The sequence below is a fragment of the Bacillus sp. T17B1 genome (genome assembly GCF_026796395.1).
GTDB lineage: Bacteria > Bacillota > Bacilli > Bacillales > Bacillaceae > Bacillus > Bacillus spizizenii_A.
In genome coordinates this window covers 49,041-74,175 of the sequence record NZ_JALAYA010000002.1, presented here as the reverse complement: position 1 = coordinate 74,175, position 25,135 = coordinate 49,041, and the positions used below count along the sequence as shown (strand labels likewise).

At 41.1% G+C, this 25,135-nt stretch carries 26 protein-coding genes and 4 pseudogenes; 7 read left to right on the top strand and 23 right to left on the bottom strand.

Going from position 1 to position 25,135, the window contains the following annotated elements; genetic code table 11:
- Positions 1-8: 8 nt before the first annotated feature.
- The 12 genes from MOF34_RS01600 to MOF34_RS01545 form a co-directional block, all read right to left on the bottom strand.
- Positions 9-944, bottom strand: a complete 936-nt coding sequence (locus MOF34_RS01600) for a phage major capsid protein (RefSeq protein WP_268398147.1) — start codon at positions 942-944, stop codon at positions 9-11.
- A 24-nt stretch (positions 945-968) separates the two neighbouring features.
- The gene (locus tag MOF34_RS01595) at positions 969-1,796 is read right to left on the bottom strand and encodes an XkdF-like putative serine protease domain-containing protein (RefSeq protein ID WP_268398145.1); all 828 of its coding nucleotides are present in this window, start codon (positions 1,794-1,796) and stop codon (positions 969-971) included.
- A gap of 16 nt (positions 1,797-1,812) precedes the next feature.
- The gene (locus MOF34_RS01590) at positions 1,813-3,300 is read right to left on the bottom strand and encodes a phage portal protein (RefSeq protein ID WP_268398231.1); all 1,488 of its coding nucleotides are present in this window, start codon (positions 3,298-3,300) and stop codon (positions 1,813-1,815) included.
- Positions 3,301-3,303: 3 nt separating this feature from the next.
- The gene (locus tag MOF34_RS01585; protein WP_268398143.1) at positions 3,304-4,605 is read right to left on the bottom strand and encodes a PBSX family phage terminase large subunit; all 1,302 of its coding nucleotides are present in this window, start codon (positions 4,603-4,605) and stop codon (positions 3,304-3,306) included.
- A complete protein-coding gene (gene xtmA / locus MOF34_RS01580) occupies positions 4,602-5,399 on the bottom strand; it encodes a phage terminase small subunit (RefSeq protein ID WP_268398141.1) in 798 nt (265 codons plus the stop codon). Before xtmA ends, MOF34_RS01585 begins: the two co-directional genes overlap by 4 nt.
- Positions 5,400-5,516: 117 nt before the next feature.
- Positions 5,517-6,026, bottom strand: coding sequence for a sigma-70 family RNA polymerase sigma factor (locus MOF34_RS01575; protein ID WP_268398139.1), 510 nt, complete (start codon positions 6,024-6,026; stop codon positions 5,517-5,519).
- Positions 6,027-6,140: 114 nt separating this feature from the next.
- Complete coding sequence (xtrA, locus tag MOF34_RS01570) at positions 6,141-6,347, bottom strand: phage-like element PBSX protein XtrA (RefSeq protein ID WP_003220566.1); 207 nt, start codon at positions 6,345-6,347, stop codon at positions 6,141-6,143.
- Positions 6,334-6,693 carry a phage-like element PBSX protein XkdD gene (xkdD, locus tag MOF34_RS01565; protein WP_268398138.1) on the bottom strand — a complete coding sequence of 120 codons (360 nt, stop codon included), beginning with the start codon at positions 6,691-6,693 and terminating at the stop codon, positions 6,334-6,336. Before xkdD ends, xtrA begins: the two co-directional genes overlap by 14 nt.
- Before the next feature lie 84 nt (positions 6,694-6,777).
- A complete protein-coding gene (locus MOF34_RS01560) occupies positions 6,778-6,945 on the bottom strand; it encodes a hypothetical protein (protein ID WP_051922642.1) in 168 nt (55 codons plus the stop codon).
- Positions 6,945-7,745: an ATP-binding protein gene (locus tag MOF34_RS01555; protein WP_080010274.1), complete on the bottom strand. Its 801-nt coding sequence runs from the start codon at positions 7,743-7,745 to the stop codon at positions 6,945-6,947. Before MOF34_RS01555 ends, MOF34_RS01560 begins: the two co-directional genes overlap by 1 nt.
- Positions 7,645-8,481 (bottom strand): phage portal protein, encoded by an 837-nt coding sequence (locus MOF34_RS01550; RefSeq protein ID WP_268398136.1) that lies wholly within the window; start codon positions 8,479-8,481, stop codon positions 7,645-7,647. Before MOF34_RS01550 ends, MOF34_RS01555 begins: the two co-directional genes overlap by 101 nt.
- Positions 8,468-8,647, bottom strand: coding sequence for a hypothetical protein (locus tag MOF34_RS01545; protein ID WP_268398135.1), 180 nt, complete (start codon positions 8,645-8,647; stop codon positions 8,468-8,470). Before MOF34_RS01545 ends, MOF34_RS01550 begins: the two co-directional genes overlap by 14 nt.
- A gap of 180 nt (positions 8,648-8,827) precedes the next feature.
- Between MOF34_RS01545 and xre the strand changes: the two genes are divergently transcribed.
- Both xre and MOF34_RS01535 read left to right on the top strand, forming a co-directional pair.
- Positions 8,828-9,169, top strand: coding sequence for an HTH-type transcriptional regulator Xre (gene xre, locus MOF34_RS01540; RefSeq protein ID WP_003220555.1), 342 nt, complete (start codon positions 8,828-8,830; stop codon positions 9,167-9,169).
- A 161-nt stretch (positions 9,170-9,330) separates the two neighbouring features.
- Positions 9,331-9,927 carry an ImmA/IrrE family metallo-endopeptidase gene (locus MOF34_RS01535; protein ID WP_268398133.1) on the top strand — a complete coding sequence of 199 codons (597 nt, stop codon included), beginning with the start codon at positions 9,331-9,333 and terminating at the stop codon, positions 9,925-9,927.
- Between the two features lie 43 nt (positions 9,928-9,970).
- Here MOF34_RS01535 and MOF34_RS01530 read toward each other — a convergent pair whose 3' ends face one another.
- Complete coding sequence (locus MOF34_RS01530) at positions 9,971-10,807, bottom strand: manganese catalase family protein (RefSeq protein ID WP_019714077.1); 837 nt, start codon at positions 10,805-10,807, stop codon at positions 9,971-9,973.
- A gap of 74 nt (positions 10,808-10,881) precedes the next feature.
- Complete coding sequence (locus MOF34_RS01525) at positions 10,882-11,484, bottom strand: poly-gamma-glutamate hydrolase family protein (protein ID WP_268398130.1); 603 nt, start codon at positions 11,482-11,484, stop codon at positions 10,882-10,884.
- Between the two features lie 105 nt (positions 11,485-11,589).
- Here MOF34_RS01525 and MOF34_RS01520 point away from each other — a divergent pair, with 105 nt between their 5' ends.
- Positions 11,590-11,967, top strand: a complete 378-nt coding sequence (locus tag MOF34_RS01520; RefSeq protein ID WP_268398128.1) for a PH domain-containing protein — start codon at positions 11,590-11,592, stop codon at positions 11,965-11,967.
- A gap of 36 nt (positions 11,968-12,003) precedes the next feature.
- Here the strand turns inward: MOF34_RS01520 and MOF34_RS01515 are convergent, their stop codons facing one another.
- Complete coding sequence (locus MOF34_RS01515) at positions 12,004-12,957, bottom strand: N-acetylmuramoyl-L-alanine amidase (RefSeq protein WP_019714074.1); 954 nt, start codon at positions 12,955-12,957, stop codon at positions 12,004-12,006.
- Between the two features lie 122 nt (positions 12,958-13,079).
- On the opposite strand from MOF34_RS01515, the gene MOF34_RS01510 reads away from it, so the two are divergent.
- Positions 13,080-13,322, top strand: coding sequence for a YciI family protein (locus MOF34_RS01510; RefSeq protein ID WP_268398126.1), 243 nt, complete (start codon positions 13,080-13,082; stop codon positions 13,320-13,322).
- 43 nt (positions 13,323-13,365) lie between these two features.
- On the opposite strand, the gene phrA is transcribed toward MOF34_RS01510, so the two are convergent.
- The 4 genes from phrA to MOF34_RS01490 form a co-directional block, all read right to left on the bottom strand.
- Positions 13,366-13,500, bottom strand: coding sequence for a phosphatase RapA inhibitor PhrA (gene phrA / locus MOF34_RS01505; RefSeq protein WP_019714072.1), 135 nt, complete (start codon positions 13,498-13,500; stop codon positions 13,366-13,368).
- Positions 13,490-14,626: a response regulator aspartate phosphatase RapA gene (gene rapA / locus MOF34_RS01500; RefSeq protein WP_268398124.1), complete on the bottom strand. Its 1,137-nt coding sequence runs from the start codon at positions 14,624-14,626 to the stop codon at positions 13,490-13,492. Before rapA ends, phrA begins: the two co-directional genes overlap by 11 nt.
- A gap of 214 nt (positions 14,627-14,840) precedes the next feature.
- Positions 14,841-14,930 (bottom strand): IS3 family transposase, encoded by a 90-nt coding sequence (locus tag MOF34_RS01495; protein WP_268398230.1) that lies wholly within the window; start codon positions 14,928-14,930, stop codon positions 14,841-14,843.
- The gene (locus MOF34_RS01490) at positions 14,891-15,514 is read right to left on the bottom strand and encodes an IS3 family transposase (protein WP_419901020.1); all 624 of its coding nucleotides are present in this window, start codon (positions 15,512-15,514) and stop codon (positions 14,891-14,893) included. Before MOF34_RS01490 ends, MOF34_RS01495 begins: the two co-directional genes overlap by 40 nt.
- Positions 15,515-15,563: 49 nt before the next feature.
- Here MOF34_RS01490 and MOF34_RS01485 point away from each other — a divergent pair.
- Positions 15,564-15,731, top strand: a pseudogene (locus tag MOF34_RS01485) (IS3 family transposase); the annotation flags it as partial.
- A 230-nt stretch (positions 15,732-15,961) separates the two neighbouring features.
- Positions 15,962-16,231, top strand: a pseudogene (locus MOF34_RS01480) (IS21 family transposase); the annotation flags it as partial.
- A gap of 192 nt (positions 16,232-16,423) precedes the next feature.
- On the opposite strand, the pseudogene MOF34_RS01475 reads toward MOF34_RS01480, so the two are convergent.
- The 3 genes and pseudogenes from MOF34_RS01475 to MOF34_RS01465 all read right to left on the bottom strand — a co-directional run.
- Positions 16,424-16,576, bottom strand: a pseudogene (locus tag MOF34_RS01475) (betaine-aldehyde dehydrogenase); the annotation flags it as partial.
- A gap of 644 nt (positions 16,577-17,220) precedes the next feature.
- Positions 17,221-18,636, bottom strand: coding sequence for an amino acid permease (locus MOF34_RS01470; RefSeq protein WP_268398122.1), 1,416 nt, complete (start codon positions 18,634-18,636; stop codon positions 17,221-17,223).
- A 692-nt stretch (positions 18,637-19,328) separates the two neighbouring features.
- Positions 19,329-20,786, bottom strand: a complete 1,458-nt coding sequence (locus tag MOF34_RS01465; RefSeq protein WP_268398120.1) for an aminotransferase class V-fold PLP-dependent enzyme — start codon at positions 20,784-20,786, stop codon at positions 19,329-19,331.
- A 1,334-nt stretch (positions 20,787-22,120) separates the two neighbouring features.
- Here MOF34_RS01465 and MOF34_RS01460 point away from each other — a divergent pair.
- A complete protein-coding gene (locus tag MOF34_RS01460) occupies positions 22,121-22,933 on the top strand; it encodes a MerR family transcriptional regulator (RefSeq protein ID WP_268398119.1) in 813 nt (270 codons plus the stop codon).
- A 393-nt stretch (positions 22,934-23,326) separates the two neighbouring features.
- Here MOF34_RS01460 and MOF34_RS01455 read toward each other — a convergent pair.
- A pseudogene (locus MOF34_RS01455) lies at positions 23,327-24,634 on the bottom strand (amino acid permease).
- Positions 24,635-25,135: the final 501 nt, after the last annotated feature.

Genomic DNA, 25,135 nt, shown 5'->3' with positions numbered 1-25,135 from the left:
CGTTTCTATTATTCTTTTACGTTAATTAATTTCGCGCAGGCATCCTCTTCCTCGAACTTGCTGTCCAGCTTGGCCGTTAAGACAATAATGAACTTACGGGAGCGGATGTCTTTGTCGACTTCAATTCGGATATTGCGAGAGAATCCGAGAATGATATTTTTCGGATGTGTGAGAATGATATCAGAAGCGTCATATTGCGCGTCTCCCTCACCGACTGTATACGGCTGAATATTAGATACCCCTTTAACCGGTACGCCGAATGCTGTTGATAAACCACCCTGAACAGCCAGGTCCCCAAGGTTTGTCTGGCGGTCTGCCACGCGGTCCTTCCATTCAACTTCTAAGCCGTGAGACGTATAGAATCTGAATTCCTGAGGAATACGCAAATATTTCGGCGGAACAGCCTTTAAGCCTTTCTTGAATGTTGCTCTGGACAGTTCTTCACCGTTCATGTCAATGATGTGGGACACCGCTTGTTTGCGGATGCCGTCCAGCTGCGCCAGATACGGATCAGCTGATGCTGTATCACCGTTTACAATCAGCTCTTCAATATCAACGGCTGCGCGCTCTGCTAAAATTTGCATGATCGTCTGTTGTAGGCCGTCTTTTTCAATATTGTTTTCAAGTGTGTCATACGTAATGTTGATTTCCGCAATGACTTCTTTCGTGTTCAGCTGGACAGTGCTAGTCGTTGGAACTGTCAGCTCGTCGTTTGACAGTGCTTTTCCTTCTTGAGCAGCCCGCAGAATACGCTGGCCGAATCCGATTTTCTCAAATTTTTGCGAGTCATTTTCCATTTGAATCACGCGGGATTCACTGAAAATGGTCGGCGTGTTTTGCACCATGCGGATAAAAGCCGATGCTTGCGCAGGATTCATAAGCCCGCCGCTTTTTAAAGCAGAAAGCGACATTTCCGCTTTCCGAATGATCTCTTGATTTCTCAATTGATTTCCTCCTCTTTGACTGGTTTACAGCAGTCCGCTCCAGATTGATTTTTTAACTTGCTCTGTATTGCCGCCCGCATCGTCCGCTGTCTGCTTAGACGCGCCTCGTGCCTTTTCCAAAGCCTCGATTCGCTCAATCAGCGGGGCGAGCATGTCCTCAACGAGCTTCTTCAGACGCTCGTCATCCCCCGTCTGCTCCGCCTTTTCACCCGTGTCTGTGTTTTTTTCAATCCGCTCAAGCCGTTTGAGCAGAGGGTAAAGCGCATGCTCGAATGATTCTTTCATGTCTTCTTTTCTCATTTCTTCAGTCTCCTTCCCTGTTTTGTCAGCCAGCATCTGCTTGAATACACTGAAGAATCCCGCCTTTTCAACCGGTTCTTCCTCATACACATCAGCAGTGCCCGCCATGCTGTAGCCGGTGATGATTCCAGCCTTGATCTGTTCCCACACCTCGTCAGACGCTCTCGTCACGAGCACCCACGAACCCTTTGCAATCTGCTTTGATCCGATCATAAAATCATCAGGCGCAACATATGACTCGACCACAACGCCGGTTCCGCCCTCAAAGCTGTGATTGATATCAATCTCCCGTGCCTCCGCGAGGAAGCCGTGCGCCGCTTTTTCTATTTCCTCCGCGGTCATAAAATCGCCGTGGGCATCAGGAACATCGGGCTCATACACGATTCCGTACACGAGCTTTTGTTCATCCTGCTCACTTTTTGTAAATAGCCTAACCTTTTTTTCAAATGACGGAGGTCCGGCTGACTTCGTAAAGAAAAATTCTGTCTGGTTAGCCGCCTTGTCTACATAACTGACAAAGCTGATTTTGGCATTTCTTAATTCCCGCGCCACCTTGATTCACCTCCCTTCAGGACGTTTTGATGTCTTCGATGCTTTCTTTCAGCTCCTGCATGAGCGTAGCCAGGTTTGTCTTTTCCGCATCCTGTCCTGCAGGCCGTTTGTAGATCTCCTCAGGCCACTCCTCCAGCGTTTTGCCAAGCACCCGTCCGGCAAGATCGCGTAAATCATTCGGCGAAACTGCTCCGGCTGTAATAAAAGGACCGAGCACTTTTGCAATCTCAAGCGGATCACGAAAGTCCGGTCCTTTTAATGTCAGCCTGACGTCATGAATATTCAGCTCCGGCAAAAGCAGCGTGTTCAGTTTATTCACGAGCGTTTTTCGCTCCGGCTGAAAGACCTGCTCCTCCGTAATTTTTCTAGCAGTATCAGCTGTCGCCCGGTTGTATTCCTGAGCCTCGCCTGTATACAGCGGCGGGAGGCGGAACGCCGAACGCAGCTTATTTCTGCTTTTTTCATCGTATTCTAGAAACAAGGCGTCGTTTTGCAGAATTTCCGCCAAGGATTTGATTTCCACAGACACCGGCGTAATATCCTCACCTCCATGGAGGTCCTTTTCTTTTGCGATTCCTTCCGCTTCAATCAGTAGAAATTTATGCGCGTTTTCCACGCCTTCTAGATCATTCATGTACTCTTGCAGTTCCCGGTAAGAAGCTTCCGACAGCATCCCGTTTTCCACTGTGATGGCAGCGGGTACGTGACGGCCCTGCTTAAAATACATAAAATTGAGCTCTTCCGCTTTTCGGGCTCCGTATAAGTTGACGATATTGCCGACCCAGCGGGGCACGCCGTATACGCCGCTACCGATTTTGAGGTGAATGGCTTCATTCGCTTGATACTTTTCTGCTAATGTGTTTACATATTCACCCGTGCGCATGTCCATTTTTCGCGGATCGCCGTATTCCTTGAAAAATACTTTCTCTCCATTGATCATCTGCACATATTTTCGGAAGCGTTTATGCCTTTTGATCCTTTTCATTTTCCTATTTTCTTCATATGCAAATGAGACCTCAACAGGTTCACCGGCTCCGCAAACTCGCATATGCTTCACATCTAAATATTCAATGCCGGCCGGTTTTCCCATCCCATCACGCAGCACTTCCATAAACCCGTTGCCTGTTTTTTCTCTGTCTTCGATGGCATAGCCTAAAATCATTTCGGCTGATTCGTCAAAATGAAGGCATTTATAAAAGGCTTCGAGTCTGGCCCATTCTTGTTCCGCTTTTTTCTTTTTCGTTTGATCGACATCACTCGCATTGACATCAAATGTGTACTCAACATCGAATCCAAAACCTGTAATATTGACTTTGTACGCATCAATGCATTGCTGGAGAATCGTCGAGTATTCAGCAATGGTTTTGAGCTCGATCATATTGTAAGGCGGTGCGATAATATCGTCTCCGTACAGCTCAGAAAAGTCATCTTCATAGATTTGCTTTGTCTGAGGGGCGGCGGAATTGGCTTTGAACACAGTCGCTCTGACGGTTTGATTGTGCATCATTTATGACCTTCTCCTTTCCCGGTTCGGCCGGATTCGTTTGTGTGCTGTCTCTTTCATATCAGCAACCTCATAGTCATCAAGCGCATACCAAATGGCAGAAAGCGTATGCGGGTCAATCGAGAATTCATCCTCTATCAGCGAGCCGTTTTTATCTTTAGCATACGTTAGCGTCTTAAGCTCATAGATGACATTTTCACAGCGGTCGGAACAGAAGATCTTTTTGAATCGTTTCACCTTTTTGGTGTACTGAAGCCTGGAGCCGGGAAACTTTCTGGCTCCGACCATCCGAAACCCCTGCTGGCGGAAATATTGAATGCTTTTCGGCTCAGCAGCGTCGGCTTTGATCAATTCCTGTGTGTCAATAAACTCACGCAGCGCCTCAGCCGTCCGGTCATCTGTCATTTTGTTTTGATAATACTCCCAATAAATGTAGAGGTGTTTTTTTTCAGGATCGACAGCGAGCCGTACGACGGCATTGTAGGATTCCTCGAAACCAAAATCCATGCCTGTCCGAAATATCGGCTTGCTGATGGCTGCGATACGTTCTTTTAGCTGGCTATGCGGAAGCACCTCGAACTGCGGCAGCACTCTGATTCCGTTGACGCCGAATCGTCCTTTCCGGGCAATCCAGTACAGGTCAGGATCATACGCCTTGAGCCCGTCGAGCTGTTTCACATAGCTTTTCGGGAGAAAGAGGTTGTCGTTTGCTGTGGAATGATGGTAATACGTATCCCCCTTCACAATCGTCCGCTTTTCGTAAAGTTCGCTGTCATCAAGCACAAACCGTTTTTTGCGATCATCCCGAAAAAAATGCCGGTACGTCCAATTGGAGGTGCCGACGGGATTAGTGGTGCAGATCATATGAAGCTTCAGCTCAGGGTGGCGAAGACGTCCGATTAATTCCTTAAAGCCTTCATACTTCACCTCTGAGCATTCTTCAATCCATATTAATGAAATGTTATGAACTGATTTTAATTTCACCGGATTGTCCATTCCTTTGAACATGATCCGGCTGCCGTTTTGAAACCGCAGCTGCAGCGGGGAAGAAAGGGATGCCACAGCCTTTGTGAGGCCGAGCTCTTCAATCACCTCTTGAAACAAGGCAAAGGTCGAATCCCGATGGGTATCGAACACCTCGCGAATGACAAGGGCCGTGCGTTTTTCCTTCAGCAGCTTTAAGACAATTTTCAATGCGGTATGATAGCTTTTGGATGAGCCGTAGCCGCCGACGAGAAATTGGTACGTCTGCTCCCAATTAAACACATAATCTTCGAAATGAGGGTTGATTTCTTTTACAATCATGGCTTGGCCTCTTTTCGTTTGATCATGATTTCAATCGGCTCCTGGCTGTCATCTGTTTTCTCCGCTTTTTGCTTGGCAAGCTTTAATTTTTCATTTTCAATTTTTTGTTTCAATTGATCCGGAAACAAATCAAAATATAAGGACAGCTTCTCGAGCGCCTTCATTTTATCGGCGAGCTTGATGGCGATGCCTTCTTTGCCAAGCTTCGCTTCCGTCACAATGGTGCCGTCAACGAGCCCGGAATCTTTGACATCGACAAAGCTGATTTCCTTCATAATCGGGTTATCATCTTCATCAAACAGCGGTCCCGATTTCCCGACAGCCTGGACCTCTTTTTTTCCGAAAGTCACATAGTCCGTAATATCTGCAAAAGCGATCTTGATATAAACCTGCAGCACGTCCATCGCTTCAATAAACATTTCATTAACCATTTCTTTTTTAATGCGTCTGATTTCAGCAGCGACCTTTTCATTCTTTAACAGCCGGCTGCCCGTCACATGGGCGCTTTCCGGAGAATAGCCTGCTTTGATTGCTGACTGTGTGGCATTAAAGCTTTTGACGTAATACAGGCAAAAAAGCCGCTGGCGTTCATTTAATTCATCATTGTCTATCCGGCGCTGTTTTTGTTCATTTCTGATTTCAGAAAACAAGGCTTCTTTCCAATTGTCTTGTTTTTTCCAGATGCCGATTGTTTTCGCGGAAACGCCGATTGTGTCGGCAATCGCCCGATTTGTGATCTTTCCTTGATGTTGTTGATAGATTGCTAATGCTTGTTCGCGCTGTTGTGTTTTCATGCTACGGCATCACCGCCACCTCCAGCATGGATGTCTATTCATAAAAGCGGCTGATCTTGCCAGCCGCTTATGTGTCATGCTTTATTCACTTATAGGTGGCAAAGGTATGACAAGCCTTCAGGCAAGCGATCGATTCATTTCCTCCTGCTGTCTTTGCATCTTTACAATCGCCCGTTTGATAGTCGTTTGCACAGTCGATTTTTTCACACCGAGAAGATCAGCGATTCGTTCATAAGAAAAGCATTCTACCTTATGCAGCAAAAACATTTCTTTTTCTCTGTCCGTTAACAGGGATAACGCTTCTTGGATTCTCTCTCTGTCTTCTTCTGATACCTGTCCGTCCGGCTCAACCATCATCGTGCTGGAAAATGATTCGATGATTCTCGGATCCTTGATCATCAGCCTCTGGTAGGCATCACGCCGGTCAATCGCCCGTCTGATGCCTGGCTGTCTTCCTTTTTCAAGCCATTCTGTTACATATTCAAGATCCGTGATGATATTTCTAATGATTTTTTTATCTCTCAGCTCCTCAGCTGAAAGCACGGATTCATCTGCTTCAGCAAGCGATTTATATTGTGTCCTTGTTTGTTTTAGCGTGCGTTTATATTCAAAAAGTAAGTCTTGCATTCTATGATCCTCCTTATTTTTAGCAATAAAAAACGGACACCAATCAACGCACAAATGCTGTGCAGTTGATCAGTGTCCGCAGGCTTTCCGTCTTGGACGTATTCTGTTTTCGCTTTAATTTAATTTGTAGCCGATTTCAAATTCCACGCGGGCAAGGTCTCCCTTTCTCGTTTCGACGAGCGTTTTTCCATGCTCCGGCGCTTCTGTGATCCATGCTTCTTGCTTGATGCCATCCACAATGATCACTCGGATTTTTCCGTCCTCCAGCTGGCTCTCCAGCGTAATAGAATCAATATTTAGCAGTTTTTTAGGATTGATCATGTTTCTTTTCCTCGCTTTCCGGTGCAGCGCTTGTTTTGGCTTTTTCTAATAGCTGAATAATGCGCTCCTTTGAATGAACAGAATTCCCTTTCAGAAAATCAAGAGCTGCTTTAGACGCTTCCAGCAGTTCAGGCGCAGCCGCCATCAAAGCGGCATTGCTTTTTTGCGAATAAGAGCTGAGGTCAAATACAGCGGCGATCAGCCGGCCGTTTGAATATGGGAATCTTTCTTTTTCTTCTTCACTGTACGCTGAATAAATATAGATCGGTTTCGTATCCCCGCACGGGACAGCACGCCACGGCGCCGGGCTTTTCTCTGCTTGTTTTGTTTTTGCCAACACGTTCACTTCCCGTCATCCTTATACCATTGTTCAATGTTTTTTTCTGTTTGCTTCGCCCGAAACAGCAAAGCAATTAGAGCAGTCAGCTGTTTAATCATGGACATTCTGCCTCGCTTTTTCCGCTGTCAACATTTGCTCCAGCTTTCGAATAACCGGCGTTAAATCAGTACCGGACCGGCAGTTCGGACATGGGTGAAAAACGGCTCCAATTTCGGTATGCTCCACAATGACTTTCTTTGTTTGACAAAGCTTGCACATTATCTGACACCCTCCAATCTATGATTCAGCTCGTACGCTGCCCCTTTGATAATCACTAAATAGTCGCTGCACATTTCGTAGATTCTTGTGCCGAGCGCTTCATCGACCCGTACAAGTGTTTCAATCGTCAGCTCGCTCGAAAGCAAAATCGGTTTATGATTTAAATAGCGGTAGTTAAGTACCGAATACATTTGCTCTAGCTGCCAATCTGTAGCACGGGGTTTGCCGTTAACCGGTTTGAACAGGTCATCTATGAACAGTACATCTGCCTGCTTCATTCGGCTCAGCTTTGCTTCCAAAAGATCAAAGTCATTTTTTAGATCAGTAAAGCCTTCCACGAACGGAAAATAAATGACCGGTACGTGGCGCGTTCTCATCAATTCATTGGCAGCAGCGGTCAAAAGGTGCGTTTTTCCTGATCCCGGCTGTCCTAAAAGGGCAATGCTGTTTTTCCGGCTGTCCTTGATTTGTTCATAATCGGCCACATACTCTTTTGTGCATTCAAACGCGTCTTTTATGGCCTGCGGCTTTGCCTCCGTGCGGAATTCTCTGAAGCCCAGCTGTCTAAAGGCGTAAGTAATCTCACTGGCACCAAGCAGCCGCTTCACTTTCCGTTCTGCCATGCAGCTGCACATCGTCCAGACTTCCATACCGTTCTGCCTGATGAGATAGCCTCCCTGATCCTTGCATCGCGGGCAATCATACCGGCTTGCGTCTGATTCGGCCGGTTTGTCCGCCAGTAATGGACGTCTCCCTTCTCGCAGTTCCTCTAAAATTTGCTCGATTGTTCGTTTTGTCATGTCTTTCCATCCTTTCATGTTGAATTGCGGTATTGTTTTTGGCCTGCTGCGCGAAAAATCGGTCTTCAATGAATTTGGAGCAGTAGCGAAAGGCCTTGATAGTTTCTGAAGCGGCGGTCCGCCGGTTTTCAAAGGCTTGAAAGCATTCCTCAAGCCATTTGATTGTTTGCGTGACAGGAACGCCGATGGCGACAATACGGGCGATGGCTTGATAATCTCTTGACGAAGGATACACGGTGCGCCCTTCTTGAGCCGAACGTAATTGTGTAAACCGCTTCGCAATGTGATCCACTGCATCATCAGCAGCAGTATTTATATTTGTATTATCTTTATCTGAGCGGACGTCTGTGTCCGGTGCCTGCGGCGAAAATGGCCGTTCCTTTATGCTCCGTTGTGCAGTTTTGTCCGATCTGGAGCTGAATTTTTTAGAATACTTTACAGAAATCACCAGTCCGTATGGCGCGCGGACAGCCTTTATGTACTCATGGGTTTCGAGAATCTCCAGCCACCTTCTGACGGTTTTCTCACTCACCCCGAAAACAGCCGCCATTTCTCTCGCTTTTAACGGCTTATGGCCAAGTACGATTCCCCAGCTTACGCCGTCTTTTTCAATTTCTTTTGTTGTTGCGCTGATGAACCAGAGAAACAGCCACAGCGCCGGGCCGATTTTTTCATAATGTTCTGAATTCAGTAACCCTGAATACGTAGGAAAAGGATAGCTTTTATCGGTTTTCATTGTACGCCGCTTCTCCTTTTAACATCATGTATGTTTGAAACTGTTCTTGCGTTTCAAAGTGGAACACCGGAAGGCCGCATGGGGTAAACGAAATAGTGCCGCCAGATTGTCCCAGATGGCGCTGATCTATAGGATTTTCACTAAAAACAATTTGGATTGGATACATGTGATATCACTCTCTTGATCTATTTTCGATACATTTCGTATCAACTATTACCAAGTATAAACGATACAAACTGTATCATCAAGTTATTTTTGATACTTTTTTTATCATAACTTTATTTTGATACAGATTGTATCTATAATCATAGGTAACTTAGGGAGTTTAAAAAAGAGAGGTCATAGTATGATAGGCAGCAGATTGAAGAGTCTCAGAGGGAAAAGGACACAGGAAGAAATCGCATCTCACATCGGTGTGTCACGGGCACGCTATTCCCACTATGAAAACGGGCGAAGCGAACCTGATTATGACACACTCCAAAAGCTGGCTGATTACTTTCAAGTGACGACTGACTACTTATTAACAGGGAAAGACAAAAAATCCGATGACGATATGTTCTCAGATCCGGACTTGCAGGTAGCATACCGTGATATGCAGGATTTTTCCCCAGAAAGCAAACAGCAAGCCATTGAATTTATCAACTATTTAAAAGAAAAAGAGAAAAACCGGAAGCCGAAAAATAAATAAATATTTCTCTGTTCTCTAAAACATATGAAAAATAAACCGATAAAAAGAAAAAAGTGTTTATTTCTTTAAGAAAAGGGAAAGATTTCAACACACTTTCCAGTCCTATTAGGGCTTTTCTTTCTCGCTAAAAACAGAACACACGTTCGAAAGGGAGTATTCAATTGGGCGATTACTTATCACATCTGGAGGAATACGTAAAAAATCTATACAGCCGGCTGGGCATCACCTCCCCCCATCATATTGACATGCTGAAAATCGCAAAGGATCTGGATATATGGGTTCATTTTGAGGATATGGGGAGCATGATGGTCAAATACGACGGCATGTACAGTATTGTATTAAATCAGAGAAAATCACGGGAAGAGCAATGGGAGGATTTTGGCCATGAACTGTGCCACGTGTTAAAGCATGCAGGCAATCATTTTCAGATGAACAAGCTCTTCAGGGAACTGCAGGAATTTCAGGCGAATCAATTTATGTACCACTTCTGTGTGCCAACCTTTATGCTGTTGCAGATGGAACTGCCGCAATGGAGAAGCCAGGCGCTTGCCACAATCGCGGGGGTATTCCGGGTAACAAAGGAATTCGCTGAAAAAAGGCTTGAAATGTTTGAACGGCGTAAAGTAGGTATTCAATTTCAGAAGCGGCTCGCATACGTATTATCACACAAGCGGCCAAATGTGTACGAGGAAGGCGATCAGCAGCACTTGCAGGTCGCTGAAGAAAAAGCGTTATATCATATCGGCAAATACAGCTGATTAAAATGGGCTGGGAATATATATCCTCAGCCCGGCAGAATAACTAGCATTTTGACATTGGAGGAATCGTATTATGCACCCACATTGGCGCCGGTTTAAGATGAGGCGCAGGCCCGAATGCAATCGGGGCTGGAATATATCGAAATTCTCCCCGGCCGTCTAAGGCTTCGCCATGAGCCCATCTCCCCTGTGAGCTTTCATCCCCTCTGGAAAAGTTAAATAGGTCATAGGCCACTTCCCGTTTTTCGAGCTCACGCGGGAATGTTGTTGGAACGACAATATCCCGTTCTCTTTCTTCCAGCTCTTTAATAGCCGCATACCACATATTTTGATGATAAGTATCCCTTGCAATCAAAAATGACAGCATATCCCTTACCCCTGGATCATCGGTCATCGCATACAGCCGAGTCACCTGAAGGCGCCCTTGAGATTCAGCATTTAAATTTGCGCGAAAATCCGCGAGCAAATTTCCGCTTGCAATAATGTATTTTGCATTCCACGGATAGCCCTCACTATCTGCTGGCATTGCACCCAAACCGGACACAATCGCATGCTGAGGATTCATTCCTGACATTACTGCTGCAATGGCGGGATTGCTTTTATAAGCATCCTCCTGGACATCGGCCGGGGCATTATCCAGAAGCCTGGAAATCATCGTCGCCAACATCTCTACGTGTGCAATCTCTTCAGTGCCAACGTCACATAACAAATCTTTATATTTGGCGTCCGCCCTGCAGTTAAAGCCTTGGAACAAATATTGCATCATGACACTGATCTCACCGAATTGGCCGCCTAGTATTTCTTGAAGCTTTTTTGCATAAACCGGATCGGGACGTGCTGGCTTTGCTTGATATTGAAGCTCTTTAATATGATAAAACATATTCATTCCTCCCTACACTTTCGCACAACTCCAGCGTATGAAGGAATAGGCCGATTGTGCAGGTCCCGTTATATTTATTCATAAAATCCAAGCTTTATGGCTTCTACATATCGATAAAACAGATCGTTTTGTGTGTAACTTTCATCACGGCAGCCAAAATTGCGGAATAATGCCTTTCGCTGTGCCGTGCTTACTTCCAATTGCAGTCCCATTTTCCTCTTCGTACGATTGACAATATTTTTCGGATGGACACCTGCCAGCCGGTTTTTCTCACTCGTGAGCTCAGCGCTAAAGCCCGCTTTATTCAGCTGCTCACAAATGAGCTTGGCTTTTTTACGGTCCGCGCCTCCGACCAATGTATGCGGAGTTTTTGGATCATGATACCCATGAAATGCCAATGCAAAATGGTGGGCATTCACTTTTTCTAAAGCCAGCGGCTCGTCAAAACGAGTGCTTGTCAGGTGCAAGGAACGGTTGTTTCGCTGCTTCACCCCTTCAAACAAATAAATGGAACATTGATCGGAAAATGCCCGCACCAGCTCACTGACGCCAGGCTCAATTCTCCCGCCGTGGGGGCCGAGGACGATAAGCTCACTTTCGTTTTTCTCCTCATAGATAATCCGGTACTCCGATTCAGAAACAGAAAGGGCTGCAAAGCTGTCGTACATATCTTTCATTTGAATGCTCTCCTTTACCAGTCAGCACCAGTTTACTCTACTCACTTATGTATGAAAACCTTTTTTATAGTATGATTTGATAGAATACGTATGAGGAGGTATATCATGGGATTTATTGATGGATTACTTGGCAATGCGTCAACACTGTCAACAGCTGCGGTGAAAGAAGAGTTGGCTCATATTTTACTCGATGGTGAGAATGTCGACGCCGCGTTTAAATTAGTTCGCGATTTAATCGTCTTTACTGACAAGCGGCTTATTCTTGTAGATAAGCAGGGACTCACAGGAAAGAAAACGGAATTTCAATCGATTCCGTACAAAAGCATTTCTAGATTCAGCGTGGAGACTGCCGGCCGCTTTGACCTTGATTCGGAGTTGAAAATTTGGATCTCCGGCGCAGAACTGCCCGCTGTCTCAAAGCAATTTAAAAAAGACGAAAGCATTTATGATATTCAAAAGGTTCTTGCCGCAGTTTGTGTATAAGAAGAAAACGGAAGCTTAGCAGCTTCCGTTTATTGATTACAGCTTTTCCTCTATTTTCGCTTTCGTTTTCGGACCGTAAATGCCATCTGCCGTTAATCCGCTGACAGACTGAAAACGTTTCACGGCATTTGCTGTTTTCGGGCCATAAACGCCATCAACGCCGTGATTTTTCGCTCCTTTATCAGGGTAAAAATAAAGAGCAGCTAAAGCTTTCTGCACCTGCTTTACATTTGTCCCTTTCGTTAGCGGGCTTGTCACTTTAATCACTCCGGCTGGGAGCGGATAGGAAGACGCGGCATGGCTTTTTGAAGAAGATGCCGATTGAGGCAGCTTAATCACCTGTCCGACTTTGATATGATGTGGGTCAGTGATATGATTTATGTTTTGCAGCGTTTTCACACTGACACCATGCGATGCGGCAATACCGGACAGTGTGTCGCCTTTTTTCACATGGTATTCAGACGCCGAAGAAGAGACTGAAGCCTTTTTCGCTGACACAACTCCGTTTAATTCCTTTTCAATCGCCGCCTTCACTTGATCCCAGCGCCCCTCTGATAAAATACGGTGTGGGCAGTACTTTCCGCTCCAGTCCTGATGCTTTCTCACCCGGTCTATTCCCCAGCCGCGCTCTTTCAAAAGCTGAGCCACGAAAGAAATCGCCAAGGCTTCGGCGGCCTCATATTTTGGGCCTCCCGATTTGCTGTAGCAAATCTCAACGCCGATTGATTTGCGGTTTCCTGTACCGTTTGTGCCGTCACCCGTGTGCCAGGCGTTTCGGTTTAGCGGCAGACCCTGAATCACCTCTTTATCATCCACCGCAAAGTGAAAGCTTGTTGAGCTGGTGTTCCCAAGCATATAGCTGATTTCATTAGCCGCTGACGCATCGTTTGCCGTGTTGTGAATGGTAATGTATTCAGCGGACATCGCATTGGGGCACTTCAACGCATATTTCGCTTCAGAAACCAAATTTTTCTTCACTTGAATGCTCACCTATCATCTCTCCTTTTTCTTTTTCATCAATAGGTGGCATTCGTAGGACGAAAAGCTCATATCATCCGTCACCGGTATATGGATAATGGTGTTACAATAAAGTTCAATAGGAAGGGTATGAGATGAATACGTACTTAATGCTGACAACGAGAACAAATCAATTCAATCAGGAGCATGTAGCCGGCCATTATGAATTTTTGGATCGCTTACAGGCAGAGAAGCGCTTAAAAATGTTCGGGCCATTCAGCGACGGCACAGGCGGAGCCTACGTCATCGAAGCAGGTTCGCTGGAAGAAGCGGAGGAAATCGGACATGCAGACTCTCTGGTGACAAGCGGATCTTCTGAGCTAACCATAAAAGAATGAAAGCTGAAATAAAAAAGACCCCTGAGGGTCTTTTTTGTCATCATCATGTTTGATTGCGTGCCGCAATGTGGAATGTATTCCCCTCTGTGTCTGCTGTTTCTCCTGCATGGACCATCACCTGAGTAAAGCTAAACCCGATCGCAACGAGCAACAAACCTGACATCCATTTAAATTTCATATAAACAATCTCCTCTCTGGATTTGTTTTTGTGCATGCACCATTTTCTCATAAAATGAAAGTGCTTTTTCGGGCTGTCCATTTTCTATATAGAATTGGGCAGCATCATGCGCCAGCTCTTCAATATAAGGATACAGCATATGTGCTTCAAGAAATTGAAAGGTGTGTGAGACTGATTCTGTGTCAATGTTTTTCGCGTATAACGCATGTAGAAATTGAAAAAGCTCCACAAATAATTCATCACTGTATTGACGAGCGATTTCCAATCCTTCACGATACTGTTTTTGCGCTTCGGCATCATTTTTTTGTTTATACAGAACCTGTGTTAAAGAGTAGATAGAGTGCGGAAGATTATCGAACTTTTCCGACTTGCAAATAGAAACAGATTTCTCAAAGTATTCGGCTGCCTTTTGCAGTTCACCCATTTTCTCATAGCAGTTGCCGAGATTGTACAGGGCTGAACTGATCAGGCGGGGGTTGCCTTCTTTCTTTGCAAGATCTAAAGCCAGTTCTAAGTGGGGCAATGCTCTTTCTGGATACTGCATATCATCATAATTTCCTGCAATAACGAATTCACATTGGATTCTGCGGACGGTGTACGTTTCATACATTTGGTACGTTTCTAATGCCTGAACGGCATAGCTCATCGATACATAGGTTTGTTTTAAATTGTAAAAAATCTCGGCCATTTTAAAAGCAAACTCGGCCTTCTCAATATCATCCGAGACAAGGGCAAGATTCTTTTCTGCCCGTTTATAATACTTCATGGCACTGACAAACATTTTCTGCTTAAATTCATACATTCCTCGAAAAAAATTAAAGTAATAATCGAGAAGCCCTGTCAGCTTGTACTGATTCCCCTCAATATCTTCTGATAATTCTGAAAACTCTAGCTGCGACGTGTCCTCTCCAAAAGGCTTAATGTAATCCAGCATGACACGATGTCTGAACTCCATTAAAGAATAATACAGCAGCAAATCTTGATCTTCTTCCATATCCTCGATTTCTCTTTCTACTTCGAGCTTGACCCGTTCGGCTTCAGCAACGTGGAACTGCCGGATATGGGTATACCATTCATTAATTTTAAGCCCGACATAAGAGGACGGAATCGTCTGCTTCATCCTCAATTAATCCCCCCTTTTGAGTTGCCTAGGATATGTCATATTTTATCATATTTACTAGAAATAGAGAACCGAAAAAAGACCGCAATTGTCGAATTTCGGCTAACCGCAACAAAGAAGCACGGGTTTTTCAAAACCCGTGCTTTCATTTAGTGAAAACCGACATTGTTTCTTTCCATCCAGCTTGAACTGCCCCCTGTCTAGTAGACAGCGGAAATAACTAAAATATATCAGTCGGTTTAGCCCTGTATTCCACCGGGCTGAGGCCGTTTAGTTTTTCTTGTAGACGATCGTAGTTGTAAAAGCGGATGTATATTCATCAATATCGTGTTGAAGCTCCTCATATGTCTCATACGAGTTGCGTCTGTATTTTTCGCATTTTAATTTTCCCCAAAACGATTCAATGGGTCCGTTATCAATGCAGCGGCCGACCCGGGACATGCTTTGTGTCATATTTGCTTTGTCGACCATCCTTCTAAACTGGTAAGATGTGTATTGAAACCCTCTGTCGCTGTGGAGAAGAGGCTGTGTGTTAGGTGCTGCTTCGACCACTTTTTTAAAGGTTTCAAACACAAGGGCATTATTATTGGATTCCCCCAGCACATAAGACACGATCATTCCCTCGTGAAGATCCATAATGGCACTGAGATAGGCTTTCCGATGACCGTATTTCAGCTCTGTCACATCGGTGACCCACTTTTTTAAGAAAGCAACCTCCGCACGCAAACGCTCATTTTCCCGTTCCAGCCGTTTGTTTTTCCGCTGAGCTTCTTCTTGAGGTGTCAGCTCTTCATCGGTTTTTCGTTTTCCCCGTTTGTCTTTTAAGGCTTCTTCTCCGCCTTCTTCATATTTTTTGACCCATTGATACACCTGATGATAGGAGACTTGATAAATGTCTGTCGATCTGGCGTAATCCTTTCCGTAGAGCCAGGCAATCCTTCGTCATTCCTCACTAAAGTCTGAAACGTTCTATCTTAACAGCATTGATCGAACCACGACCACCATCGTAGAACGCACTGTCACAGAATACATTCATTATTATAACAATATTCGTATTCAAACGAAACTAAACAACCAATCACCGATAAACTATCGACAATTGGCTGTTTAAAAGGTGTTTTGATCCCTGTCTCAAAAACGGGGGTCAGTCCCAAGCACTCAGATTTTTTATTTCATCTGTCTACTTTTAGGGGAGCATATCATTTTAAGAAATTGAACATATAACACTTATATATAGGAGGAATAATCGTGCAACAACTATCTAGCCAACCTACTTTAACTCGAGCAGAACTAGCTGAACTGGATAAAAAGCATTATTTACACCCAACAACTCCGCCAACGGCGATTGCCGAAGAAACGGGCTTTGATCGTAAAACGATCAGCAAATACATAAAGAGTGATGAACAGCCCAAAACAAAAGGAAAAAAGAAACGAGAAAGTAAGCTTGAGGCTTTTAAGCTCTACCTTCTGTAGCGTGTGCAGGAAGGAACAACCAATTGTGTCGTCTTGCTTGAGGAAATCGAAGCGATGGGCTATGAAGGCAAAAGTACGATTCTGCGTGACTTCATTCAGCCCTATCGGGCTCACCCAAAGAAACAAACCACGGTCCGCAAAATGATTCAAAAAAATTCCTAACTTTCTAAAGTGGTTGTGATGGAAGAAAACCTGCGGATATTTTTTTAATCGTATTCTGCAGGAAAGGAATTAAAATTTTTTATTCAGAAGGAGAGTCAGCCATGTCAAATTTTGAAGAAGCTAAAAAACGATTAAGAGTATCTATTGCTCCAATCATTACGCCATTTAACGAAGATGTTTCACGACAAGATCTACATCCTCGGCTCCGGCTTCTGCAACAATTGCATTTACTTCTCCAGTGCCTGGATTAATAGACTTAAATGTTTTACCGGACAAAGAATCAATCCATTCCCCATTAATAAACAGTTGATATTTTTTCACTTTTTTGTCTCCTCTCTTTTTAACGCATAAATGATGAAAAACAAACTTGACTTGAAATTATTTTTTACGAACGTTCGTCAGTAATACTACGAACAAAAGTATTACTTTTATTACAAAAGAAGCAGGTATTAACAATGATTTATTTTCTAGTTATAGACTATCAAAGCTTAACAATTTTTTATTGGAAAAATCGGAACTCAAGAAAAATTTATATTTCTATCGAACCGATCTATTAAATTCCAGAAATAAAATGCAAATAAAAACTCGTAAAAAGGCTTGTTCTGCTAGAACAATGCTCTGTTTATTGCCATCTCTTTATTGTTAATTGATTTACTTTACTGCTTCTATTGCGCAGTAAATTTACCTAGTCTCGTATACCCGAAATTTTAAGCTCATTAATCAGATACACTTGTTCAATTACCCTTCCTTAAATGAATGTTGTGCAGTGCGTTTTGTACCATGGTAGATTATACTAATCTTGAATTTACTCTTTTTTATTCTACTTATAGCAGCCCTTATAATTACAAGCTCTTTAATTACAAGGGCTGCTTGCTGTTGTAAATATTTTTTAAATGTCTTCAGAAAAATTGATCAGCTTTGATCTTAGAACCCCTTTTCCCGCTTCATATTTACACGTTTTCTTGTTAAGATAGAGTAGTTGGTTCCTCAAGTGGCTGATTAGCCATATTGCTATTTTTACGTCCAAACACTAAATATATAATTAAGCCAATAAGGAACCAAGCACCACAGGCAATCCAAGTCACTGCAGACAAATTTAAGATTAAATATCCACAGGAAAGTACCGTTAAAATAGTAATAACAGGAAGAAATGGAACTTTAAACGGACGAGATAAATCGGGATTAGTTTTACGAAGGGACAGTACACCAAGCGAGACAATAATGTATGCTCCTAACGTTCCCATACTTACCATTTCCGCTAATTTATTTAATGGAATAACTCCTCCGAAAATAGCTACCAATATACCTGTTACCCATGTAGTTACAACAGGTGTGTCAGACTTCGCATTTACTTTATTTAGTACCTTGGGGAATAATCCATCACGACTCATAGCAAAGAATAGACGTGTCTGTGCGTAAATCATACCCATAAGTACAGTTGTCATTCCTGTAATTGCTCCCAATGAAATGAAACCAGCAACCCAATCCTGGTGAATATAATTCAAGGCAAAAGCAACAGGATTTTTAACATTCAACTCTGTATAGGGTACTATGCCAGTTAAGACCAGAGTAACGATCATATATAGCGCTGTACAGATTAGTAGTGAGGCTATAATTCCTATTGGCATATTTTTTTGTGGATTCTTAACTTCTTCCGCAGCTGTTGATACTACATCGAATCCTAAGTATGCAAAGAATACAGTCGCTGCACCAGCAGCTACCCCAGAAAAGCCGAATGGCATAAAAGGAGCCCAGTTGTCTGGCTGTACATACCATACACCTACTGCAATGAAAAGTAGCACTGCTCCAACCTTGATAATTACCATGGTACTGTTTACACGAGTTAACTCCCTTACTCCCTTGGAAAGTAAAAAAGTAAGAGTCAAAATAATTACGATGGCTGGAACATCAATAAAAGTCCCTTTTTCTAAATTATAGCCACTCGTTAAAGCTGTTGGCAGATAAAGGCCAAAGCCATTTAGAAGCCCTTGAAAATAGCTTGACCATCCACTTGCTACTGCTGAAGCAGCCATTCCATATTCAAGAATAAGGGCCCACCCCGTGATCCAAGCGACCAATTCTCCAAAAGCAATGTAACTATAAGTGTAGGCACTACCAGTTGCGGGTAGAGAAGAGGCAAGCTCTGAATAACAAAGGGCAGCAAATGCACATACAATTCCAGAAATAATAAAGGAGAGAACGAGAGCGGGACCTGCATGTTCAGAAGCTACTATCCCTGTTAAGACAAAAATGCCTGTACCAATAATACAACCAATACCTAACAAGATTAGATCCGTGGCACCAAGTACTTGTTTTAATGAATTCTTCCCACTGTTTGAATTAATAAGTATAGTTGAAATTGATTTTTTACGAAAATTCATACCCTATTTTCCACCTTTCAACGTTTTTCAGAACACTTTTATTATGATTTATCTATACTAATGATTGAAAATTGGAATATAACATTTCTGTTCATAATCATATTTAAGTAATGCCATTTAAAAAACTGCGCTCTCTTTTAGTGCTCATCATATCACTCTGACAAATTAGTACAGTCCGCTGCAAATACACCTTATCTATTAGTTAACTCAGACAAGTTAATGAATATTGTTTGCTAAAAAGATTTCCGCAGCAAATAAGGCATGCTAAACCATTCGAACCCTTTCTGGCTAAAGTAAGAAAGAATCTTAATATAATATATGCTATTTTTAACGACGACCAACCTGATGACAGCCCAGACTATAATGAAAGCGCTTTTTTGTTCAGCTAAAAAAATAAGTTTTCTGCTTTTAAGTGTACCTAGAAAACCTTATATATTGGTATTATGAATGACAACCAATGCGGTTAATTTGCATTGGTTGTCTACACCATAGTGAAAGTGTTTTTCTAAAGAGACAAAATGGTGGATTTTCTGCGCTCTTATTTTGACCATCTTAGCGTAGGCTGTTTAAAGGCAACTTTCTTTGTATTAACAGGCGAAATTAATAGAGTTTTTCATATGAGCATTATACGCAGAAAGTCAATATAATGATTATGCGTGTTTTTATCCATATCATTGACTGGCTTTCAATAATTAATTCACTAGGCTTTGGTAAGCCTTAACAATATCGTTCACTACACAATCGACATCTTCTTTTGAAGTTCGGAAACCAAGAATACAGATTCGCAGGGAGAATTCTCCATTCAATCGAGTTGATGATATTAAATATCGTCCCTCTCCATTAATACGTTCATTTATCTTCTGGTTCAATTCCTCTAATTTTGAGGAATCATTTATTTCTTTAGGATGAACTCTAAAACAAATTATCCCAAATTTTGCTGGTGATAAAATATCGAAATTCCCATTTTTTCTCATCAAATCTTCGGTGTATACGGCTAAATCCATCGCACGATCAATTGCTTCACTAATAGCATTAAGACCAAAGTAGTTTACTGATAGCCATATTTTAAGAGCTCTAGATGATCTTGTAAGTTGTTCTCCGTACTCTGAGAAGTTCACTTTAGAATTTATAGAAGCTGCATCTTTAAGATATTCTGGGTTAACTTGTAAGGCATCTCTCAACTTACTAGGATCGCGTGCCAATAAGCAACCACATTCAATTGGGACAAATAGCCATTTATGCGGATCAATTGTAATGCTGTCCGCTTTTCCAATCCCTGCTAGTTCTTTTTTTCCCCTTTCCGTAAGAACTGAAAATCCCGCGTAAGCAGCATCCACGTGCATCCATAATTTTTCTTCTTCACATATTTCCGAAACGTTATGAAGAGGATCTACAGCACCAGTATTTGTTGTACCAGCACTTGCGACCACCATAAATGGAAGCAATCCCAATTCGCGATCTTTATGCAAGGTCTCTCGTAATTCTTCTACATTCATTCTAAACTGATTATCAACGGAGATTTTTCTTACATGTGTATGCGGAATGCCAGCCATCCAGGCTGCTTTCATAACTGAAGAATGAGCTTGATCCGAAGAATAGATGACCAGTTTTGAGATGTCAGAATAATTTGTTCCTAAGATACTATGTCTAGCTGCAATTACAGCTGTATGCGTTGCTGCTGAACCCCCTGGCGTTAAGAGACCACTAGTTCCTTCTGGCATCCCAAACCATTGACGAAACCATTCAAGAACAACGAGCTCCATCTGGTTGATGCTAGATGCCATATCCCAAAGTCCTGTAAAAAAGTTGAAACCAGCAGCCATATAATCGCCTAACACAGAAGGAAACGTGGGACTGCTTGGCACATAAGCTATATATCCTGGATGTGGTTCACGTGCTGTATTTGGAAAAATGTCTTGATTCAGTTTTTGCATAATTGCATCAAAATCAAGCCCTTTATTAGGTGGTCCTTTCGGCAATAGCTTTTCTGTCTCTGCACGTTCCATTGGTACGAAAACAGGCTGAGAACGCAAACTTGATAGGTGTTGTGCAATAGTATCGGTAACCTGATACCCTAGGTTTCTCATAGTGTCGTAATCTAAATCAAGTCGGGATTTTCCTGTTATATCTACTTTCTGTCGATTTTCCATTATAAATCACCTCTTCAAGAATTTTTTTAAATGAGATTACTTAAAAACATTTTTAGCAATTTTGATAGTTAAATATAAAAAATATTCAGTTAATATTCCTGTGATTTCACTTTAAATTCTATAGTTACTATAGGGTCAATATATTAATTTAAAACATTTATAATTTTTTGAATTTTATTTTAATGTGATCTGTCGCACTGCTGATGTTCATTTCTAAAGACAACCAAAAGGGAGTTTTATCTTCACTTTTAATTTAGTAAGATGAGATCAATGTATACATTTTGCCAAAAACAGTTTATCTATCCAATACGGTGAAAGAGACAGATTACGCAATTTACTCCAATGCCGACAGATAGCAATCGACAATATAAAAAAGAGCTTTTTAAAAAGCCTGTTTGATTCCTATGTAAAATTAATTTTGTCCTTCTGAAAGCCTTCTTTGGTTTACAGCTGTACAAAATACGAATGATATATTCCGGTTGATCTGTTTGTCTTTTTGATCACCACATACCCGCAGTTTTCTCGCTCGACAAAAACTGCCACACAGCTCTTGCTTTTTCCTACGCCTGAACTATGAGGTGCCCAACCTTAGTGACCAAAAAACCTTCGCTTTTGAACTTCTGTCAAATATTTAGGAATCGATGTGCCAACATTATGTTTCCTAAAGCTTTAGATGTCTTCTTTTGCGACTGAGAATTTCAGTTTTTCGGCAGAACCAACCGGGTACAGCAATTTGTAAATCGTTTTGAAGCAGGCTACTCCCTAATGATTTGTTTCTTCTGACAACTAGGCAGATACAGCCTCTCCTTAATAATTTCAGTTACGGTATGAGATCCCTTTCCGTAGCATTCACAGTTTTGCGCCTACCTTCGCATTGACGCTGTGAGATCTCAGAGTTGCACTGTCCAGAAGAACTGTTCCATGTCGACTCTCGTGAAACTGTAGAAGACGACAGCCGATTATTCTGAAAATGTCGACAGACCGTATCCATATTGCTCCAGTGTTTCTAGGTGTACTCATACAAGTTTGCTAAGACATTGATAGCTCAAGACTTCCCTCCATGAATATATGTGGGAACTTAAACTTTACACGAAGCGCCATATCGTTTTTTCATTTCTACATGTTATAATTATAATTACACGCTTTCCCAGTATGGCTAATTTTCTCTAGTCCATGTATCATCATACTTATTCGCCTGTTTTCACACAATGAAAAAACACTTGCACTATTCATTCAATCTCATTTACCTTCGCATACTATTTCAACCCATTGACAAAATAATATAATTAACATAACTGTCATAACTATTAATTACTGAATTAGGGAGGACTCAAATGAAGAACAGATTTTCCATAGGAACAATGTCAAAATTACATAATGTGCCCATTCAAACTCTTAGATACTATGACAAGATTGGACTATTTAAGCCGATTGTAATTGATTCTAATACAGGATATAGATACTATTCTACGGAACAATTTGAACAATTACATACAATAAACTATTTAAAAAATTTAGGTATTCCTTTGAAAAGTATTAAACTTCAACTCGAAACTAGAGATAAGGAATATTTTCTAAATCTATTGAAAAAAGAGAGTGAGATCACCGAGCGCAGAATTAAAGAATTACAGTTAATTAAAACTAGATTTGAAAACCGAATTGATGAAATTGAGCAAGCAATACGAGGGCATAAGTTAGAAAGTGCAACAACAAAATTTTTTCCAGAAAGAAAAATATTACTTTTAGAAGAACCAATTTATTCAGAAGTTGAATTAGAGCTAGCCTTAAGAAAACTAGAAAATACATCTAATATAACTTCTTCAATATTTATAGGAAAAGTAGGTCTTACTGTATCCAAAAATAACATTGAAAGAATGAAATTTAATGAATATAATTCAATATTTATTTTATTAGAAGAACCAATTAAAAGTGAATTGGTAACATCACTTAAAGCCGGAAAATATGCTTGTATTTACTATTCCGGTGACCATAGTGTTTCTTCTAAATATTATAAAATGTTACTAGACTATATAAATAAAGAAGAATATAAAGTTATCGGAGATGCTGTAGAAAGAACAATTATTAATCAATTTATTTCCAAATCTAAAGAAGACTATCTTACAGAAATACAGATACCCATCGGTTAAGTCTTTGTTTATCTTATGTTCCATAATAGTCCAACATTACATCATTACTGCTAATTTCACACAGAAAGAATTATGCAAATAGATATTTTGACTAAGTTAACTCTCTAACTGTGTATATTTTTCAACCTGATTTAAAAATTTTAGGTTGTATTTAATACTCCTTTGCAATTCATTAAGCACACTTTTCCATTCTTTATGAAAAGACCTTTATATTCATCATATACTTGAATAATAAAGGTCTTCTTAATTAGCGTTTTAATAAAATAAACACAATCCTCGACTTTTTAAACCTACTCAATAGCATTAGCAACCAGCCATTATATCTTTTAGTAATCTATTTGCTGATCAAATCACTAATAAGCGAGATAGCTGATTTTTCATTTGTAACAGTAGTTACTCAGCAGCTTTCGTAATATTGTGTTTTTCATCTATATTTTTTAAGTGACTATGTTTATAACCATAAATAGCATAAACAATTAATCCGAGAACGAGCCAAACAGCAAAGCTAATCCATGTTAAAAGATGTAATTGAAGGGCTAAATACATACAAAATGCAAATGCTTATATTATGCAAAAAGTGTTCCGATATTAGTTAACTCAGCTAACCTACCTAAAGGAACTAAACCTGCAAAAACAGATGCTAAAATACACATAATCTATGAATACATTATAGGTGTTTGTTTCTTCGTGTTGATTTTCGAAAAAGATTTTGATAATAAACCATCTCGACTCATGGCATAAAATACACGGGTTTGTCCATACATTAAAACTAGCAGTACTGTAGTAATACCTACTATTGCCCCTACAGAAATAAACCCTGCAACCCAGTCTTGGTTGATATAGTTTAAAGCAAAAGCTACTGGGTTATTTACATTTAACTGTGAATAGGGCACAATACCCGTTAAGATAAGTGAAACGATAATATACAATGCAGTGCAAATAGCCAGGGAAGAAATAATGCCTATTGGCATACTATTTTGTGGATTACGGACTTCTTCCGCAGCAGTTGCTACAGCATCAAAACCAATATAAGCAAAGAAGACCGTAGCAGCACCCGTTGTAACACCTGAAAAACCGAATGGCATAAAAGGTGTCCAATTCTCTGGTTGCACATACCATACTCCTACACCAATAAATAATATAATTACCGCTAGTTTAATCATTACCAGCAATGCATTAAAGCGAGATGATTTTTTTACTCCCTGTGTTAAGAGCATTATAAATAAAAAAATGATTATAACAGCAGGTAAATCTATGTATGTCCCTTTCTCTGGGTTGAAGGCGCTTGTAAATGCAACAGGAAAATGAATGTCAAATCCAGCTAGTAAACCTTGGATGTATCCAGACCAACCACTTGCGACGGCTGATGATGTTAGTCCATACTCCAATATTAAATCCCATCCTAATATCCAAGCAAATACTTCTCCAAATGTAGCATAGCTATACGTATAAGCGCTCCCCGATACAGGAACACTTGAAGCAAATTCGGCGTAACAAAGTGCCGCAAAAACACAAGCCAATCCTGATAAAATAAAAGAGATAATTAATGCTGGCCCTGCATGTTGGGCTGCAGCAACACCTGTTAAGACAAAAATTCCTGTACCAATAATCACCAATTCCAAGCATTGTTAAATCAAAAGAACCTAGATCTCTTTTCAATTTAATATCTTCACTACCTGTTTGTGATAATAAAAAATTTATTGATTTTCTTCGAAATACATTAACATAATTTCCCTATTACTTAATATTCTGAAAATAATAATTATTTTATTTCTTTGTGATTCTGGTTATTGCGTATAGCTGACTTAATAAAATGCTGTTAGTAGTACAGTGATTTGGTAACAGTAAGCAATTGAAAATCCAGGGTTACTAATCTTATACTTAGATAAACTAAAAAACTTTAAATTAAAGAACAGAAGTATTATCAATTACGAAAAAAATAATATCATTACTAATTTGCTTGATAATACTATTATTATATATTTTCATCTCCATTCTACATTTTATTTTTGAAGATTTTCCTACCAAAAACTAACTTTCATTATTAATATCGAAAAACAAGATTGATAATATATTACGAATTTTTAAGGGTCTAATAATTTGTCAGATAATCTCACAAACTTTTTTAAGATGCTAGAGGGTTATAATCCCGTAAAACTTGTTTTAAAATATTCTCAACTAACACTATTGTTCAAAATTCTT

What these genes read in the sequence shown, in the direction of transcription:
- xtmA (WP_268398141.1), bottom strand. Translation starts at nt 5,399, where the DNA reads ATGAAAACACAACAGCGCGAACAAGCATTAGCAATCTATCAACAACAT.
- xtrA (WP_003220566.1), bottom strand. Translation starts at nt 6,347, where the DNA reads ATGATCAATCCTAAAAAACTGCTAAATATTGATTCTATTACGCTGGAG.
- MOF34_RS01530 (WP_019714077.1), bottom strand. Translation starts at nt 10,807, where the DNA reads ATGTTTTATCATATTAAAGAGCTTCAATATCAAGCAAAGCCAGCACGT.
- MOF34_RS01550 (WP_268398136.1), bottom strand. Translation starts at nt 8,481, where the DNA reads ATGAAAACCGATAAAAGCTATCCTTTTCCTACGTATTCAGGGTTACTG.
- MOF34_RS01575 (WP_268398139.1), bottom strand. Translation starts at nt 6,026, where the DNA reads ATGCAAGACTTACTTTTTGAATATAAACGCACGCTAAAACAAACAAGG.
- MOF34_RS01460 (WP_268398119.1), top strand. Translation starts at nt 22,121, where the DNA reads ATGAAGAACAGATTTTCCATAGGAACAATGTCAAAATTACATAATGTG.
- MOF34_RS01465 (WP_268398120.1), bottom strand. Translation starts at nt 20,786, where the DNA reads ATGGAAAATCGACAGAAAGTAGATATAACAGGAAAATCCCGACTTGAT.
- MOF34_RS01555 (WP_080010274.1), bottom strand. Translation starts at nt 7,745, where the DNA reads ATGACAAAACGAACAATCGAGCAAATTTTAGAGGAACTGCGAGAAGGG.
- xre (WP_003220555.1), top strand. Translation starts at nt 8,828, where the DNA reads ATGATAGGCAGCAGATTGAAGAGTCTCAGAGGGAAAAGGACACAGGAA.
- MOF34_RS01525 (WP_268398130.1), bottom strand. Translation starts at nt 11,484, where the DNA reads ATGAAAGATATGTACGACAGCTTTGCAGCCCTTTCTGTTTCTGAATCG.
- MOF34_RS01470 (WP_268398122.1), bottom strand. Translation starts at nt 18,636, where the DNA reads ATGAATTTTCGTAAAAAATCAATTTCAACTATACTTATTAATTCAAAC.
- phrA (WP_019714072.1), bottom strand. Translation starts at nt 13,500, where the DNA reads ATGAAATTTAAATGGATGTCAGGTTTGTTGCTCGTTGCGATCGGGTTT.
- MOF34_RS01510 (WP_268398126.1), top strand. Translation starts at nt 13,080, where the DNA reads ATGAATACGTACTTAATGCTGACAACGAGAACAAATCAATTCAATCAG.
- MOF34_RS01520 (WP_268398128.1), top strand. Translation starts at nt 11,590, where the DNA reads ATGGGATTTATTGATGGATTACTTGGCAATGCGTCAACACTGTCAACA.
- MOF34_RS01585 (WP_268398143.1), bottom strand. Translation starts at nt 4,605, where the DNA reads ATGATTGTAAAAGAAATCAACCCTCATTTCGAAGATTATGTGTTTAAT.
- MOF34_RS01590 (WP_268398231.1), bottom strand. Translation starts at nt 3,300, where the DNA reads ATGCACAATCAAACCGTCAGAGCGACTGTGTTCAAAGCCAATTCCGCC.
- MOF34_RS01560 (WP_051922642.1), bottom strand. Translation starts at nt 6,945, where the DNA reads ATGTGCAAGCTTTGTCAAACAAAGAAAGTCATTGTGGAGCATACCGAA.
- MOF34_RS01545 (WP_268398135.1), bottom strand. Translation starts at nt 8,647, where the DNA reads ATGTATCCAATCCAAATTGTTTTTAGTGAAAATCCTATAGATCAGCGC.